The organism is Kitasatospora sp. NPDC005748, assembly GCF_040630735.1.
Classification (GTDB): Bacteria; Actinomycetota; Actinomycetes; order Streptomycetales; family Streptomycetaceae; genus Kitasatospora.
In genome coordinates, this window is sequence record NZ_JBEXYD010000004.1 from 76,727 (window position 1) to 95,270 (window position 18,544).

5 protein-coding genes are annotated in these 18,544 nt (G+C 70.8%); 2 read left to right on the forward strand and 3 right to left on the reverse strand.

Annotated features, from left to right (window positions below):
* Nucleotides 1-107: 107 nt before the first annotated feature.
* Complete coding sequence (locus ABZ495_RS04955; protein ID WP_329489970.1) at nt 108-1,328, reverse strand: mechanosensitive ion channel family protein; 1,221 nt, start codon at nt 1,326-1,328, stop codon at nt 108-110.
* Nucleotides 1,329-1,852: 524 nt separating this feature from the next.
* On the opposite strand from ABZ495_RS04955, the gene ABZ495_RS04960 reads away from it, so the two are divergent.
* On the forward strand, nt 1,853-2,497 hold the full coding sequence (locus tag ABZ495_RS04960) for an HNH endonuclease (protein WP_352293908.1): 645 nt from the start codon (nt 1,853-1,855) through the stop codon (nt 2,495-2,497).
* 199 nt (nt 2,498-2,696) lie between these two features.
* Here the strand turns inward: ABZ495_RS04960 and ABZ495_RS04965 are convergent, their stop codons facing one another.
* Together ABZ495_RS04965 and ABZ495_RS04970 are read right to left on the reverse strand one after the other, a co-directional pair.
* Nucleotides 2,697-6,665 carry a beta-N-acetylglucosaminidase domain-containing protein gene (locus tag ABZ495_RS04965; protein WP_359834472.1) on the reverse strand — a complete coding sequence of 1,323 codons (3,969 nt, stop codon included), beginning with the start codon at nt 6,663-6,665 and terminating at the stop codon, nt 2,697-2,699.
* Between the two features lie 205 nt (nt 6,666-6,870).
* Nucleotides 6,871-11,079, reverse strand: a complete 4,209-nt coding sequence (locus ABZ495_RS04970; protein WP_359834474.1) for a ricin-type beta-trefoil lectin domain protein — start codon at nt 11,077-11,079, stop codon at nt 6,871-6,873.
* A 322-nt stretch (nt 11,080-11,401) separates the two neighbouring features.
* Here ABZ495_RS04970 and ABZ495_RS04975 point away from each other — a divergent pair, with 322 nt between their 5' ends.
* A complete protein-coding gene (locus ABZ495_RS04975) occupies nt 11,402-18,385 on the forward strand; it encodes an RHS repeat-associated core domain-containing protein (RefSeq protein WP_359834476.1) in 6,984 nt (2,327 codons plus the stop codon).
* Nucleotides 18,386-18,544: the final 159 nt, after the last annotated feature.

Sequence of the window (18,544 nt, forward strand, 5' to 3'; positions counted from 1 at the left end):
GCGGGGCTTTGCTCCGGTTCGCGCCGCGCTCCGGCGCCGTCGGCGCCCGGGTGCGCGGGTCGCCCGGGCCGGGCGGCGGGGCCGTCGGCGTCCGGGCGCCCGGGCCGTCAGGGCGCCTTGGAGGCGTCGTCGGCGGGCTTGACGGGAGCCGGTATCGGCGCCGTCGCGAGGTAGCGCGGCGAGGCCGGGTCGGCCAGCGCGGACGGCGGGGCGGTGTCGGCGGACGGTGTCACCGAGGCGGCCGTCAGCACCACCCCGGAGGCCGCCGCCCCGGTGGCCGCGGCGACGCCGGCGGCGGCCGGCGGCTCCTCCTTGACCTTGATCCCGGCCTGGTCGAACGCGGTCTTCAGCCGGTGCCGCAGCGCCCGGGCGACCGACAGCGCCTTGCCCGGGGCGGTGCGCGCCTCGACCCGCAGCACCACCGAGTCCACCGCGACGGACTCCACGCCCAGGATCGAGACCGGCGCCCAGACCAGCTCGTCGAACGGCGCCTCCTTGGCCAGCGTCTCCGCGGTCTCCTGGATCAGCGCCTCGACCCGGGCCAGGTCCTCCTTGTAGCCGACCTGGACGTCCACCGAGGCGGTCGACCAGCCCTGGCTCATGTTGGCGATCCGCTTCACCTCGCCGTTGCGGATGTACCAGATCTCGCCGCCCGCGCCGCGCAGCTTGGTGACCCGCAGGCCGACCTCCAGCACCGTGCCGGTGGCCACCCCGGTGTCGATCTCGTCGCCGACGCCGTACTGGTCCTCCATGATCATGAAGACCCCGGAGAGGAAGTCCGTGACCAGGTTGCGGGCGCCGAAACCGATCGCCACACCGGCCACACCGGCACTCGCCAGCAGCGGCGCCAGGTTCACCCCGAGCGCCGAGAGGACCATCAGCGCGGCCGTGCCCAGGATGCTGAACGACGCGACGCTGCGCAGCACCGAGCCGATCGCCTCGGAGCGCTGCTGCCGGCGCTCGGGGTTGACCACCCCGGTGTTGGCCAGCAGCCCGCCGAGCCGGCCGGGCTCCTCGTCGGCCTCGTTCGGCTTGATCATCCGCGCGATCAACTGGGTGATCAGCTTGCGCACCACGGCCCGCAGCACCAGCGCCAGCACGACGATGAAGACGATCCGCACCCCGCCGGCCAGCCAGTCCTGCCAGTGCGAGTCGAACCAGCCGGCCGCCTGCTTGGTGGTGTCGCTGACCTCCTGCGCGCTGGTCGGGATTCTGAGGTCGAACTGCGGCAGCTGCGGGGCCGTGGGGCTCGGGGACGGGCTCGGCGGCGTGGACGAGAGCGTCGTGGACGCGTCGGCGAGGAGACCGGCGGCACCGGACCTGAACACGTGCGGGGACCTTCCTGCAGGGGGCGTGGCACAGCCCGCCGACGCGGAAGCACACCCGGGGCCTGCGGACCGTCCGCCTTAGCCTATCCGCCGTCCGGCCGCGCCCCGGACACGCCGGGCGGCCGCCACCCGCCCGGCGGGAGCCGCTCCGGGGCGCGTGACCACGGCCCGGACGCCCCGTCAACGCCCCGGCACGCCCCGGGTCGGGCCCCCGGGCGACCCCCGCGCGGCCCCTGAACGGTGCCGGGACGGCCCGGGCGCCGTCCGGGCGGCACCCGGGTGGCCCGCTGCTCCGAGCGGGCGAAGGGTCCTCCGGGAGGGCACCCGGGTGCAACCCGTCCTTCGCCCGGGCATATCGGGTATGACAGAACCCACACCCGGAGTTCACATCCGCTCCGTTACACAGGAGTGGTGGCGCCGTACAAAGGCGTAAGGCGACACTGGGGGAGATCACGCACCCGTTGCGCGGTCGAACCGCTCGTCCCGGCGCGAGCCACGCGCCGCAGGCGTCCAAGGAGGCATCCGTGCCGCATGTCCTGGTCCTCAACGCGTCCTACGAGCCGCTCGGCGTCGTATCGATGCGCCGCGCACTCATCCTGGTCCTCAACCACAAGGCGGTCAGCCTGGAGGACTCGGGAGTCACTCTGCACAGCGCCACCAGCGCCCTTCCGGCGCCGTCCGTCGTCCGTCTGACCCGCTTCGTCCGGGTCCCGTTCTGCGGGCCGGTCCCGCTCACCCGCCGGGCGCTGTTCGCCCGTGACCACGGCCGCTGCGTCTACTGCGGGGCCGCCGCCACCAGCGTCGACCACGTCATCCCGCGCAGCCGGGGCGGCCAGCACCGGTGGGACAACGTGGTGGCAGCCTGCCGCCGCTGCAACCACACCAAGGCCGACCGCCACCTCACCGAACTCGGCTGGCGGATGAAGCGCCCGCCCGCCCCGCCCAGCGGCCTGGCCTGGCGCATCATCGGCACCGGGATCAAGGATCCGCGCTGGCGGCCCTACCTGGAGCCGTACGGCGGCGGCGACCAGCTGCACGCCCCGCAGTGGGCCGAGTACGAGCACCACGACCATACCGAGGCCGCGCACGCGCTGCCGCTCACCCGGGCGCACGGCGCCCACTCCGCCCCCGTCCGCCGCGGTGAGCAGGCCGAACCGCTCTCCGCCTGACCCCGCTCCACCAAGGGCTTGCCCGTCATATCTCCGGTACGCCTCATGGGCCGCCGCGCACCCCGTATCGGGGAGCGCGGCGGCCCGCCGTTCGAGGGCCCGTCACGGCCCCGCGCGGCGGGCTCCGCTACGGCTTCCGCGCGGGCCACGGCTTCCGCGTGGGCTACGGCTTCCGCGCGGGCCATGGCTTCCGCGTGGGCTACGGCTTCTGCGAGGGCGATCCGGACGGCGTCACCGGTGCGGTGGTCGCGGGCGGGGCGGCCGGCACCGCGGGCGTGGCCGGTACCGCCGGGGTGCCCGGTGTCGTGGCCGGCTGCCCGGCCGTCGCCGGGTCGGTGACGGCGTACAGCTCCACGCCCCAGAGCGAGTAGCCGTACTTGGTCGCCCGGGCGACGCCCTGGACCCGCAGGAACTTCGCGTCCGGCGCGTCGAACCGCACCGTCTCGTTGCCGCCCTTGCCGTCGTCGACCGTCGCCACCGTCGTCCAGGAGACGCCGTCCGCCGAGGCCTGGATCTTGTACGAGGAGGCGTACGCGGCCTGCCAGTGCAGCACCGCCGAGCCCAGGTGGGCGGCCTTCGGCAGCTCCAGCTGGACCCAGGCGTCGTCCTTGGCGGGGGAGGACCAGCGGCTCTTCGGGTCGCCGTCGGCCACCGCCGAGGCGGGGAAGGCCGAGGTCTCGTCGGCCGAGGAGGCGGCCTTCGCGGTGCCGGCGAGGTCCGGGCCGCCGGTCGGCGGCACCACGTGCACCTGCAGCACCTGCCGCACGGTGGTCGAGCCGGTCACGAACTGCACCGGCACCTGGTAGGTGCCGGACGGCGTCCCCGGCGCGGCGCTGATCAGCAGCGGCACGCCCACCCGGCCGCCGCGCGGCACGCTCACCCCGGAGGCCGGCGCCACGGTCAGGCCCTTGGCCACGGCCGGCACCTCGGTGCGCAGCTCGCCCACCGCGCCCTCCGGCCGGCCCGCCTCGATCATCGCGCGGGCCTGCACCGGCGCGGCCGCGCCGGTCACCACGTCCAGCGCGGCGTCGGCCAGGCTCAGCCGGGCGGCCGGGGCGTCCGCGTACCAGGGGATCACCTGGTTGACGACCGGCGGCTCCCCGCCGGGCTTCCAGGCCAGCCGGAAGGCGTCCGCGCTCTGGCCGCCGGCCGGCAGCTCGTTGTAGCCGGGCTGCACGGTGCCGATCTCCGCCCAGCTGCCGTCGGCGCGCCGCACCGAGACGGTGGCCGAGGCCCGCACGGTCGGGTCGGTGAGGACGGTCAGCCGGTCCAGCGGCCGGGCCGCGCCCAGCTCGACGGTGAGCGGCTCGTCGGCGGCGGTCGGCGCGGTGGCCGCCCGGTAGGCGGTGTCCGGGTTGCCGTCCAGCACGGCGCCGGCCGAGGCGCCGGGCAGCGCGGCCGGGCCGCCGGTGACACTGGCCGGGGCCTCGTCCGGCGCGGTCACGGTGAACTCGCGGACCGCGACGGCGGTCTTCTGGGCGGCGGTGGCCCGCAGCCGCACCCCGCGCACGACCGCCCCGCCGGGCAGCTGGGCGGTGACGCTCTTCTGGTTCCTCACCTGGGTGAGCTGCTTCCAGCCGCCCTCGCCGGTGGAGTACTCCAGCACCCCGTCGTGGATGTAGTCGTCCAGCGCGTTCTGGCCGTCCGGGCCGCTGCCCCAGGAGCCCATCAGCACGGTGACGCTGCCGACCGGGCGGCCGCCGCCGAGGTCGAGGCCCACCGAGTCGCCGGGCTGCGGCGGCGCCGAGCTCCAGTAGAAGGTGTCGGCCACGCCGTCGGTCATCAGCGCCGGCAGGTGGTCGTGCGCGGTGCCCAGGGTGGTGGTCGGGGCGGCCCCGCCGCCGACCACGCCGGCCCAGTTGTCGGCGGCCCGCACGGCGCGCTCCAGGAACGGGCCGAGCACGCCCGCCCCGACCGTCGCCGGGCTCTGGGCGAGCTGCTCGCGCAGCTTGTTGAGCTCCACCCGGGCCCGCCAGGCCGCCGCGCCGTCGCCGCCGCGCTGGGCCAGCAGCATGTCCAGCGCCGCCTGGCCGGCCAAGCCGTAGTCGCGCAGCGGGGCCAGCCAGGGGCCGGCCTCGGCGGCCAGCGGGGCGGTGGCCGGCGTGGCGCTCAGGGTCTGCTGGGCGCCCGCCATCGCGGCGAAGGACTCCCGCAGCGGGGCCGCCGCCTCTATCAGCCGGGCGAGGTCGGGCGCCGCGCCGGCGTTCGGCTCGGCGGTCGCCCAGAACCGCTCCAGCAGCGGGTTGAGGTAGCCGGACTCCTCCTTGGACAGCGGCGAGGAGGAGCTGTTGCCGGCCAGCGCGGTGACGGAGGCCAGGACCGCCCCGGCCGGGGCGGCGGTGGCGCCGGCCGGGCCCGCCAGCGAGCGCAGCGCGGCCTGCCAGGAGTCCTCCGGCTTGTACCCGCCCGGGTTCCAGGCGAAGTCCCCGGCGGTCGCCAGGGCGATCCGCGAGGCCACCGGCTGCTCCATCGCACCGGTCAGCATGACGGCCGACCGGGTGGCGACCTCGGCGTCCCGGCCGGTGTAGGCGCCGAGGAAGAGCCGGTCCGGGCTGGCGTCGTTCACCGGGTAGTTGTCCATGGTGACCAGCGGATGCCCGTACAGCTCGGCGGTCTCGGCGGCCTGAGCGCCCGTGATCTTCTCCGGGATCACCCCGACACCGCTCCAGGCCACCTGCACGCCCGCCGGCAGCGCCGCCGCCAGCGCCTTGCGGTACGGCGTGGAGCCCTGCTGGTGGTACTCGGTCGGCACCACGGACAGCGGCGCCAGCCCTGGGTGCTTCGCGATCAGCCGGTCCTGCACCTTGGCCGCCAGCTCGGCCTGCGCCTTGGCGGCGGCGGCCGGACCGGTGCCGTACTTGGAGCGGTCGTCGCCGCAGTGCCACTCGTCGTAGGAGACGTCCAGGAACTGCAGCTGGAAGGCGGTGAAGCCGAGCGCCCGGAGCCCGTCCAGCTTGGCGACCAGCGCGTCCGCGTCCTTGGCCGAGCTGTAGCAGAACGACTGCCCCGGGTCGATCGCGTAGCCGGCCGTCACGTGGTTCGCCCCGGCCCGGGCGGTCAGCGCCTTGAGGTCCTCGGCCCGGGCCGCCGGGTAGGCGTCGCGCCAGCGGGAGAGCCGGTACGGGTCGTCACCGGGGGCGTAGAGGTAGAAGTTCTGCTTGGAGCGGCCCAGGAAGTCCAGCTGGTCGAGGCGCTGCTGCTGGCTCCACGGGGTGCCGTAGAACGCCTCCGCGGTACCGCGCACCGGTGCGCCGGACGGCCAGTCGCGCAGCGTGATCCCGGGCAGCCCGAGACCGGCAGCGCCCGGCGCCTGCCCCTGTCCGGCCGGTACGGCGGCCAGCAGCTGGCGCATGCTCTGCGCCGCGTAGAAGGTGCCCGCCTGGTCGGCCCCGGCCAGCACCACCACGCCGTACGTCCCGCCGCCCGGGGCCGGCAGCTGGCCGGCCGAGAGCACGTACCCGCCGGCCGGCATCCCCGCCGTGGAGGGCGCACCGCCGTCCTTGCCGCCGGCCGCCGCGGTCAGTTCGCGCAGCGCCCGGTCGACCTCGCCGCCGGCCTCCTCGGCCGGTCCGCCGACGTAGACCACCAGCGATCCGGCGGCCGGCGTCCCGGCCTCCGCCTGCGGCGTCACCGTGGTGGCCCCGGCCACGCCCAGCACCTCGCGCACGGTGTCCACCGCGCCGTGGTCCGCCTTCGCCGAGGTCACCAGCGTCACCGCGGCGGGCACCGTGACCGGCCTGCCGGCCACGCTCTGCTCCTGCGGCCGCGGGAAGACCTGAGGGTTGCTCACACTGCCCAGCGGCGTCTGCGCCGCGGTGCTCACCACGTCCGGCCCGGGGCTGTAGGCGTACGCGGCCGGGCCGCTGACCAGCAGTCCGCCGACCACGGCCGCGGCCGAGAGCGTCGCCGCCACCTGCAGCGTCCGGCGCCGGCTCGGCGTCCAGGCCCGGGCCCGCTCGGCCCGCACCGACGCCAGCAGCGGCTCCGTGCCCTTGAGATCCGCGATCAGCCGGTCCGCCGTCCGGGGCGCCAGCTGACGGCACGTCCGCGCCGTCGCCCGCCGCGCCGCGAGCGCCGCCGGGTGCTGCAACACGTCCCGCAGCGCCGGACTCTGCTCCAGCTGCTGCCTCAACCGCCGCCCCGCGGCGACGGACACTCGGGCTTGCACAGGAGCCTCCTCGCCAGGCATCGACCACAACGCGCCAAAGCCCACCAGTTGGCCATGCCGGTGTCAACGTCGCCGACGGGTATGCCAAGTTTGTCCTTTTTGTACTTTCCTCGCCCTGCTGCCGGAAGCCCCCGGGTCCGTTCCGCCGATCACTCGGCGGAACGGACCCGGAGGGCTGCTCATGCTCCCGGTCGGGAACCGGGCATCACGACAGCGGTGGGGCGGGGAGGACGGCTGTCCTCAGTGCGGAAACGATCCACTGCTGGGACGCGCCGGGGTGGCAGTCCCAGAGCTGCAGCCGGTTCCCGTTGGTGGCACTCCAGCCCGGCAGGTCCAGACAACGGCCGGAATCCGGGTGGAACAGTGTGTTGTCGGCGAGCGGGATCCACTTCTGCGATTCGGTGCCGTTGCAGGTGCGGTACTCCATCTTCACGCCGTTGTCGCGCCCTGCTCCGACCGGCGTCAAGCATCCGCCCAGCACCCGGACCGTCCCGTCGTTGCCGAGCGAGAACTGCTGGGAGGTGTCACCGTGACAGTCCCACAGCTGAATCGGGGTGCCGTCGGCGGTCCCGAAACCGGCGTCGTCCGCGCACATCGACGGGTTGACGGCGGACTGGACGGTGCTCCTGGCGCCGGAGGCGGCCGGTCCGACCGCGAACGGGTAGACGGCGGTGCCGCTGATGCTCCCGTCGAAGCTGGTGCTCGCGGCCGACTGGTACTTGTACCGGCCCAGCGCGAACGGCCCGGAGGACGGCGGGCTCTCGTTGGACCTGTGGTAGCCCGTTGCGGCGAGCACACCGTCGACGTAGAGCGACATCAGTCCGGTACCCGCGTTGTACGAGGCGGTGAGCCTGGTCCAGACGCCTGGTCGGACCGCCGCTGAGGCGTTCGTCGCGCTCGTCCAGTGATAGGGCCAGTTGTCGTCGTCGCCGTAGGCGAGCGCGAAGACCCAGTTCCGCCCGGCGCCCTCGCTGTACAGCATGAAGTTGCTGCCGTGGGCGGTGTCCTGGCTCGCAACCATACCCCCGCCGGTGCCGGACTTGGCCCAGGTGGAGACGGTGAAGCTCTTACGGGTGTCGACCACCGGGCCGGACATGGTGATCACCGAGCTGTCCGCAGGGCCGAACCTCGCGACCGTGGTGCTGCGGCCGCCCACGGTGTCCTGGGCCCAACCGACCCGATCGGCGCGGGCGTTCGTCCGGCCTTGGCCGTCGGTGACGGAGTCGGTGCCGTTCGGGGCGGCCAGCCAGTTGCCGATCGGCCGGTTGAGGTTGCCGAGCACGACCGGTTCCGCGGCCAGCCCGGTGACGGTCGGGCCGCTCTTCGGGATGCCTGCGGACGTGGAGCCGACACCACTCCAGACCACCAACTGCTTGTTGGTGTCGACAGCCCAGAGATCGGGGATTCCGTCACCGGTGAGGTCACCGTCGCTGCCGACCTTCGGGTACAGCTTCGCATCGAAGCCACCGCCGAGCCAGCCCTGGGCGGGGTCGGCGAACGCGGCGGCGTCGAACGTGGAGCCGTTCTTCTTGAACGCATACGCGTGGATGGTGCCGTCGACCTTCGAACGGGCCCAAAGGGTAGGGGTGTCCGAACCCTTGGCGGGTCCTGGGGCTACCAGGTCGTAGGAGCTCCAGTCCTGGTTGTTCTGAGAGAGCAGGAATGCCGACCCCAGTTGCTGAGTGCCGTCCGCACGAGCCAGCCACAACCTGCCGTTGTCGATGTAAAGCACGGAGGTACGGGGAAGGCCCAGCAGCCCTGTGCCACGCTTGATCGGCGTGTCCCCTTCGGGCGAGCCGAAAGCCGCGATCTGCGTGACGGTCGACCAGTTGGTCCCGGCGCCGTAGTCGGCGCAGGAGATCGGTGTGGCATCCGCCAGCATGCATTCCGTGGGCTTGAGCAGCTCGACGTTGGCCTGACTGTCGAAACGTCCGACTATTCCGTCGTTGGCATACAGGCGGGCGATGGGATCCCCTGGCACGTGTGCGATCAGATCGTCGTAGTTCTGGTCGGTGAACGAGCCGCGGTGGGTGACGTCGACGCCCTCCCAACCGCCACCGCCGGGTGCACCGGCGTTCAGGGCGCCCGCCGCGCTGTGGGGGTCCGTTCCGGCCCCCGTCAGCCGCAGGTTTCCGGCGCCGTCGGGAAGCAACACGTCCGGGTTGGAGTCGTAGTCCAGGTCACCATAGACCGGTGCGGGGCCGGCGGGGTTGTGCGGGACGTAGTAGGTGTACGCGACGGGCTGGGACATGTTGCCGGCGTTGTCCTGGGTTTGCAGGTAGAGGAAGTTGGTGCCCCAGCGCCACGGCGTCAGCGACAGCTGGTAGGCCCCTGCACCGTTCATCTTGACGATGTTTCCGCCGTCGTTGCAGTTCCATCCGGTGGCCGCGGCCTGGACCGGATCGGCGGTCCAACGGGCGCACGCCAGACCCGACGACCGACCGCCGGTGGCCGGCGCGGGGTCGGTACCGGTGAGCGTGAACGTGCCCTCCTGGCCGACGAGCTTCGGGTGGCCGCCGAGCGTGCCCGACTCCGGGAAGTCCGTCGAGGTGATCCTGGCGGTCGGCGGCGTCCGGTCGATGAGCAGGAAGCACATGTCGGTGTTCCCGCTGTGCAGTGTTCCGTCGTCGGTCACGCCGTACCAGCCGTACTGGTGGCCGTCGATCAGTGAACCGACGTCGAAGTTGACCCGACCGGAGCCGGCACCCCACCCGGTCTCGTATGTCTTGGACGAGCCGCCGTCGTCGTCGTCCCAGAGCTTGAACGTGGTCCAGAGTTGCTGGCCGGTCGGCGACCAGGTGTCGGCGCTGATGTTGATGTCGGTGTTGGCTCCGATCCACCCCGGGTTGTCCCAGGGATTGACGGTGCCGCGGGTCTTGCAGGCATCGAAGACGGCATCCTCGGCGAAGCCGGGCGTGGGGCTGGTCGCCGGCGTGCTGACGAGCGGCGCGATGTCGTAGGTGACCACGACGTGCGGGTTGTTGGCGAAACGCTGCCGGTAGTACTTGTTGGTCTCGTCATCGGGGGAGAAGGCGAAGGTCCAACCTCCCCACTTCTCGGCGGCCGCCCGGGCCATCAGTGAGGTCACGTCGAACTCGACCCCGCCGGTGCCCTTGAGCCAGGTCGTGGTGATTTTGGAGCAGGCGGCCCCGATCGGTCCCTTGCCGCACGGCTGGGCGTTCCAACGGGTCCACTGGTTGATCGGGTTGTCGTTGCCCGAGCCGGTCGAGTACAGGTTCATCGGCGTGGACGTGCTGGGGCTGGACGAGCGCACCACGTTGGCGTAGAGCGTGGCGTTCAGCACCGTGGAGTTCCAGAACTGCGAACTGAGGCCGAGCTGGAAGTAGGCCCGCTCGCGTCCCTTCCGCTCACAGGGGTTGGCGCTGTCGACGTAGTCGCAGTACCCGGTGGCCGGCTTGTCCTGGTCGTAGACGGTGCCGTTGTACTCCGGGTTGTCCGGCCAGCCCTCCTGGACCTGGGCCCAGGCCTGGGCGCCGTTGTCGACGCTCGGGTTCCAACCCGGGTCGATGTACCAGGGGCCGGTGCCCTGTCCGAGGACCGTCGTGTCGGGCACCAGGTCGATCCCGCTGCCGCTCACGGTTGTGGCGACCGGCGCGATCTTCGCATGGTCGCCGGGTGCCTCCGCGCTCGAGGGCACCGGGCCAGTAGTGCTGTCCGCCTGCGGTGCCTCGGCGGACTTTCCGAGGGTCGTCGGCTGCGCGGCGGCCGGTGCGGCTGCGGAGTCCCACATCACCGGGACCGGGGCGGTGAACCTGACCTTGCCCTCGGCGTCCTCGGCCGTCAGGTTGCCGTGTGTGTCGGCCTTGACCATCAGACCGTCGCCGGAGATGTCCAGGTGGAGCTGCTTGACCCGAGGGTCGGCCGCCGCCGTCACCGTACGGACGATCAGAACCTGCCGCCAGCCGCCGGCCGCGGTGGCGCTCAGCTGCAGATCGACGTCCGGCAGGACGGACCGGTACAGGGCACTGTCGCCGTCGAGTTGGGGCTTGGGGAGGTCGAAGGGAGCCTTGAACGCGAGCTTCTTCCCGTCCGACGTGGTCATGGTCGCCATCGGACCTTTGCCGCCTCCGGAGAACGTCAGCGCGGAGGGGACGGCGGCAGGAGTCAATGTGCCGTCGGACGCGGTGCGCAGGGTCGCATCGATGGCGCGCCACGTTCCGTCGTTGTTCCTGACGCGTTCCGCCACCGGACTGGAGTCGGTGGTCAGCGTTCCGTCGGGGTTGGCCGAGGTCAGGCTCCCCGCGCTGGTGAGTCTGTCGACCACGACGGGCTTGCCGGTGCTCTTCGCCTGAGCCATCGCCTTCGCGACGGCCGCCGCCTGCTCGCCCTGCGCCGGCTTGGCAGGGTGGGCGGGCCAGGAGGGATCGGCGGGTCCGTGGTGGCGATCGGCCACCGGAGTGGCTGCCGCCGTCTGAGGGGCAACCAGCACGGTGGTGCCGAGGGCGAGGGCCGAGGCGCAGGCGAGTGGGAGAAATGCTGCCCCGAACGTCCGACTTGCCGTAGTTCGCCTGCGAGACATGAGTACGGACGGTTTTGACCTTGGCATGAGTACCTGTCATCCGAGTGAAGTGAGCAGGGTCGTCCGCACGCTGCCTTCACGTCCGCTTCGCTGTCAAAGCGTTTTGTCGACAGGGTGTCCGGGTTGTCTCGGCTGGTGATGCATTGGCCGCGAAGTGACTCTGCTCACATCCGACGAACCCAGAAAACTACTACCTGTGATCGAACAAGTGCACATAGGGTGCCGGATGTCCTGGGCTGATGCATGGGCCTTTCGGGGCCTCGGCACTCTGTGGGGGGATCAGTTGTCTCGACGTGCACGTTTGTTCACCCGACCACATCGCTCGCGCGTTGCTGCGGCAGCCGCCTTGGCGGTTCTGATGTCAATCGTGACGATTCCCTCGGCGGAGGCGGTTGCCAAGGCGGTCAAGGACGAGAAGATCTGGGAACCGCCGAACACCCCGGTGCCGGTGACCAAGCCGGTGACGGGCACCGATGCCAAGGTGGCGGGTCATCGGGCCGACCCGGGCGCCAAGTGGACACCGCCTGCCGACTCGAGCCCGCCGTCCGGCAGAGCCGTCGCAGTGCTGGAAAGCACCGCCGGGAAGGCGCTTCCGGCGCAGCCCGAGGCGAACGCCGCCTCCGGGTCCACCGCCTCCTCGCCCGTTCAGGTCGGATCGTTGCCGGTCTGGGTCGCCCGGACACAGACGTCGAAGCAGGCGGCCAAGAGTGTGCCGCTCGCCCCGGCCCCGGGAGGCCCTGCCGCGCTCCAGGTCGAGGTGGCCGACCGCGGCCGAACCGACGCGGCAGGGGTCAACGGCGCGCTGGTCGCCCTCACCGACGCCGGCGAGAGCGGTGCGGCCGGTCGCGTCCAGGTCGGGATCGACACCACCTCCTGGGCGAAGAACGCCGGCGCCGACTGGGCTTCCCGTGTCCACGTCGTGCAGCTGCCCGGCTGCGCCCTGACCACACCCGGCCTGCCCGGTTGCACCAGGCGCACGCCCGTACCCTCCCAGCGTGACGGCGAGTCCGGCCGCCTGCTCGTCGAGGTCGACGTGCCGCAGACCTCGGCCGCCTCGGGTAAGTCGCTCTCCTCCAGCGCCTTTGCCGCGCCGCAGTCGGGAGGCGGCCCGGCGATCGCGCTCGCGGTCGAGGCCGCCTCTGCCGGCAGCGCCGGCGACTTCGCCGCCTCGCCGATCACGCCATCGGCCTCCTGGCAGGCCGGAGTCAACGCGGGTAACTTCACCTACGGCTACACCGTCGAGCTGCCCTCCGCGCTCGCAGGCGCCGCGCCCAGCGTCTCGCTCGGTTACGACTCCTCCGCATCGGACGGCAAGACGGCATCCACCAATGCGCAGCCGTCCTGGGTCGGTGAGGGCTGGGAGTGGCACCCGGGTTCCATCACCCGCGGCTACAAGGGGTGCAAGGACGCCGGCATCGACAAGTCGGGCGACCAGTGCTGGGGCGGTGACCTGCTCCAGCTCTCCCTCGCGGGCCATGCCGGACTGCTGGTCCGGGACGACACATCCTGCGAGTGGCACCTCAAGGGCGAGGACGGCACCAAGGTCGAGCGGCTGACCGATCGGAACAACGGCGCCTGGAACGGCGAGGCTTGGCGGGTCACGACCGTCGATGGCACGCAGTTCTATTTCGGTGCCAACCACCTGCCCGGCGGCGACGGTTCGGACCAGACCAGCAACTCGGTCTCCACGGTGCCGGTCTACTGGCCGGGCGGCCAGGACCCGTGCCTGAAGTCGGGCTCGCCGGCCACCGGCTCCTGGTCACAGATGGGCTGGCAGTGGTCGCTGGACTACGTCGTGGACCCGCACCAGAACCTGATCAGCTACCGCTACGAGCAGGAGCAGAACCACTACGTCCAGGGCGGGGGCCAGAACGACGGCAACGGCCCCCGGGTCCAGTACCAGCGCGCCAGTTACCCGGTCTGGGTCGGCTACGGTCAGCGACTGCCCGACCAGATCGCGGCGAAGGGCACGGCCAAGCCGGCCGCCCAGGTGTGGTTCCGCACGGCCGAGCGCTGCCTGCCGGGCGGCGACATCACCTGCGAACCGTCCCAGCGGACCAAGTCCAACGCGAAGTTCTGGCCGGACACTCCGATCGACCAGAACTGCGACGCGAGCGGTGAGTGCACCGTCTACTCGCCCACCTTCTGGTCAACCAAGCGCCTGACGAAGATCGACACCGAGGTCTGGGACGGCTCCGCGTTCCGGCCGGTCGACTCCTTCGCCCTCAACCAGTCGTTCCAGGACCCGGGCGACGGCACCTCGCCGGCGCTCTGGTTGGACTCCGTCCAGCGCACCGGGAGCAACGGGAGGGCTCCGATCACGCTGCCCGAGGTCTTCTTCGAGCCGCTGCAGATCGCCAACCGAGTGGACGGCAGGATCGTCCGTCCGGACGGTACCTCGGCATCCGTCGAGCCCTTCAAGCGTCCGCGCATCCAGAAGATCACTACCGAGACCGGCGGTCTGATCAACGTCGTCTACGGACCTGCCGAATGCTCGCGTGCGGCCGGCCGGATGCCGTCGTCCGAGGACGGCAACACGATGGCCTGCATGCCGGTGAAGTGGTACTTGCCGGGGCAGTCCGCGCCGGAGCCGGTGAACGACTGGTTCAACAAAATCGTCGTCCAGTCCGTCACCTCGCAGGACACGGTCGCGGGCGCCGTCTCCGTGGTCACCAACTACGTGTACGGCGGCGGAGCGGCCTGGCACCGCAACGACTCCGAGCTCGCCGACCCGAAGTCGCGCACCTGGGACCAGTTCCGCGGCTACGCCACGGTGACCACCCTCTCCGGCAACGGCAGTGACCTCGAGGCGCCCAGGACCAAGACCGTCTCGACCTTCCTGCGCGGCATGGACGGCGACATCCTGGCCAGTGGAACCACACGGACGGTCGACGTCGCCGACGTGCATGGTGGCACGATCAAGGACCAGGACGCTCTCGCCGGGTACATCCGCGACACCGCCAACTACGAAGCGGAGAACGGAAGCATAGTCTCCACGGTGGTCTCCGACCCTTGGCTCGGCGCCGTGACAGCGACCCGCACCCAGTCCGGCGGCATGCCGGCCCTCACCGCGAGGGCGGTCAACACCTCGAAGGTGACCAGTCGCGAGAAGCTGGTGAACGGCTGGCGTACGAGCGAGAAGTCCACCGACTACGACGACACCCTGCTCTCCCGGCCGACCGTCGTGAGGGACAACGGCGATCTGGCCCATCCCGAGCAGTTGCTCTGCACCTCGTTCAGCTACGCCACCGGTCCGGGTGGTGCGTTGAGCCAACTCGCGTCGCGGACCGTCGTACTCAAGGGCACCTGCGGTCCGACGGCCACCAAGGACAACACGGTCGCCGACACCCGGGCCTACTTCGACGGGCTGCCGTTCGGTCAGGCGGGGGCCAAGGCCGAGCAGACCGCGACCGAGGTACTGGAGCGCTACGACACCTCCGGAAAGCCGGTCTACAAGCCCACGGCCCGAGCGAGCTTCGACGCCTACGGCCGAGTCGTCAGCACCGTCGACCCGAGTCGTACCGACGCCACCCATGCCACCAGCGCCGAGACCAGGACGGCCTACTCGCCGGCCTCCGGCCAGCTACCGACCCAGATCACCCACACCAACCCGATGGGATGGCAGACCGTCGCCACCCTGGACGTCGGCCGCGGCTCGGCGCTCAGGATCCGGGACGAGAACGGGCGCGTCTCGGAGCAGGAGTTCGACGGACTCGGCCGTTCGGTCGCGGGCTGGAGTCCTGGCAACGACCGGAGTACGCACCAGAACCGCCCGAACCGGAAGTTCTCCTACGCGGTCAACGGAGCCAACGCACCCTCACAGGTGCTCACCCAGGCACTGATGGGCGACCTGGAGACCTACACGTCGAGCTACACCATCTATGACGGCCTCGGCCGGATCCGTCAGACCCAGGCCAGCGCTCCATCGGGCGTTGCCGGGCGAATGGTCACCGATGCTCTGTTCGACTCCCACAGCTGGCAGACCAAGACCAGCGCCGCGTACTACAACGACCAGGCGGCCCCGAGCGGCCAGCTCTTCCTGCCCAACGGCGGGGTGACCCCGGACAGCAAGATCCCGTCGCAGACCGTGCAGAAGTACGACGGCATGGGCCGCGTCACGGACTCGATCTTCCAGTCCCACGGCATCGAGCAGTGGCGCAGCCGCACCGAGTACGCGGGGGCGGACGAGATCCGCACCATCCCGCCGGCCGGGGGGTACGCGACCGCGACCGTCATGGACGGGCGCGGGAACACCGTCGCCCTTCGCCAGTACAAGGCGAACACCCCGACCGGTGCGTACGACGAGACGACGTACGGCTACACGCCTGAGGGCAAGGAGGCCTGGCGCAGGGATGCGGCCGGGAACCTGTGGACCTATGAGTACGACCTGCTCGGCCGCCCGGTGAAGGGCACCGACCCCGACTCGGGAACGGGCACCACGACCTACGACGACAGCCGGAACCTCGTCACGGTCACGGACTCCCGGGGCAAGAGCGCCACCAGCGTCACCGACCTGCTCGGTCGCACCGTCGCGACCTACGAAGGTACGGCCGTCGACCCGGCCAAGCAGGTCGCGGGGTGGACCTACGACAGCCTCGCCCTCGGCAAGCCCACCTCCACCACCCGGTATGTCGGCGGTGCGAGCGGAGCGGCGTACAAGTCGGAGATCACCGGCTACGACATCGGCTATCGCGAGTCGGGGGCCAAGACCACGGTTCCGGCCGTTGAGGGCAAGCTGGCCGGTACCTATCTCACCGACAACACGTACGACAAGGCCGGTCGGCTGGCGAACACCCTGATGCCCGCTGTGGCGGGCCTGCCCAGAGAGCGGCTCAAGTTCGCGACCGACACCGTCGGTCAGCTGACCGCGATGTCGAGCACGATCGGTGGCGACCCGTCGACCACCTTCATCGCCGGAGTTCGGTACGACCCCTACGGACGGGCGTTCCGCACGACACTCGGTCCCGGCGGGGCCAATCTCGTCGCCACAACCGTGATCGACGAAGCCACGGGCCGGGTCACCCGCTCGATCCTGGACAAGGAGAACGCTCCGACCGCGAGCGTCGACGTCGTCGACTACACCTACAACGCGCTCGGCCAGGTCACTTCGGCCCGCAACGCCCAGGACGGTGAGGCCGCCGACCTGCAGTGCTTCAACCACGACTACCTCGGTCGGCTGACCCAGGCCTGGACGGACACCGGCGCGCAGACGACGCTGTCGCACCCGAACGTCCCGGCGGTCGGCTCCTGCGCCAACGCCAACGGCCCGGAACTGAACGCCGGCAGGTCGAGTGTGGGCGGCCCGGCTCCGTACTGGCAGCAGTACGAGTACGACCTGATCGGCAACCGCACCAAGCTCGTCAAGAAGGACGTCGACGGCGACACCGGCAAGGACGTCGTCACCACCCAGACGTTCGGCAGCGGTCCGAACACCCCGTCCTCCGATCCACGTACGGGCGGCGGCACCGGCGGCCCGCACGCGCTGATGAAGTCCACGGAGGCCGGCCCGGACGGGACCGCGGTGACCTCCTACACCTATGACGCCGCAGGCAATACGACGTCCGTCACCGACACCCCGGGCACCAAGACCCTGACGTGGAACGCCCAGGGCAAGCTCGACCAGATCACCGGGACCGGGCAGAGTGCCGGCACCAGCTACCTGTACGACGTCTCCGGCAATCAGCTGATCCGCCGAGATCCGGGGAAGACGACCCTCAACCTCGGCGCCGACCAGCTCACGCTGGACACCACGACCGGGGTGGTCACCAACGTCCGCTCCTACGGGGCACCCAACGGCCTCTCCATCACACGGACCACCACCGACGGCACCTCCACGCTCGCCTACCAGAGTTCGGATCCGCACGGCACCAACGGTGTCCAGTTCGACGCCTACGACCTCTCGCAGGTCCGCCGGCCCACCGACCCGTTCGGCAACGAGCGCGGCGCCCAGCCGGGCGCGGGGATCTGGGCCGGTGACAAGGGCTTCGTCGGAGGCACGAAGGAGAAGGCCACCGGCTTCACCCTCCTCGGCGCCCGCGAGTACGACTCGAAGACGGGCCGCTTCATCAGCCCCGACCCGATCACGGACGCTGGCGACCCCCAGCAATGGAACGCGTACGCGTACGCCAACAACAGCCCCATCAACAAGTCGGACGCCAACGGCCTGAAGGTCGGTTGTGACAACCCCGACGAGTGCAGGAACAACCACGAGCCTCGTGCCAATGGCCAGGCGGTCGATGCGGTATTCATCTACAGCCCTCCCGGCCCGGTCGAGCCGCCTGACGCAGGGGTGCAGAAGGCTCTGGCGAAGCAGGACGCCGCCGACCAGGTTGTCAAGGAGGGCAAGCGCAAGCGCGACGAGATCGTGCACAAGGTCGTCGACCTGATCGGCGAACTGATCGGCTTCAACGACGCCCGGGACTGCTTCACCAAGGGCGACGTGATGGCCTGCGTCAACACCGCGCTCAACGCGGTGCCCTGGGGCAAGCTCTTCAAGGCCATCAAGGTCGGCATCAAGGCCTTCAAGATCTACAAGGAGATCGACAAGGCCTACGACATGATCCGCTCCGGCGAACGCGCCGCAGCGGAGGCCAGTCAAGCCGTCGCCGTAGCCAGGACGGCGGCCGCAGAAGCGAAGGCGGCGGAAAGAGCCGCAGCCAAGGCCGCAGAAGAGAAGGCGGCGAAGGAAACGGCTTCTGATGCTGCTGGGGTCGAATCGGGAGCAAGTAAGGCAGAGTCGGATGCTGAGGTTTCCCCGAAGGAGAAGGATGGCGGAGCGGAGGTATCGGCCGATACGGAATACGGTGGAGGGCATGAAGGGAATGTATGGGCTGACCGGGCCACCATCGAAGCCGCTAATGGCAAGTCATCCACTTCGCGCACCCGCGCGCTGGCTTCCGTTGTGGCCGAGGATTTTAAGGATCTGAACTTCACTTACATTCCTCAATATAGTCCGACTGCGAATACCGGAATGGCGAAGAAGGGTGTGGGGACGCAGATTGGGCGGAAGAGGTTCTCGAGTCGAAATGACCTAAGGAATACGGTGGTCCACGAGGAGCTTCATCACCGATGGTATGCTCGGGGAATAACAGGTCACCATCCGCGTGATGGCTCTGGTGCATCTCAGCGCTTTTATGACACAGTCGACAGGTATATGCGAATGAGGGGGTGGGCGGAATGATCGAGCAGGGGGTGCGGGTCGGCCTAAAGTGCACAAACTGTGGCGCTGATGCTCGTGGCTGGAATGCCCAAGTGATCCGGGCGGGTTTGCTGGGTTGGGTCTCTGAATGGGAATGTGAGTCCTGTGGGCTTGTCAGTGACGATGGCGGATCTGGGCCTG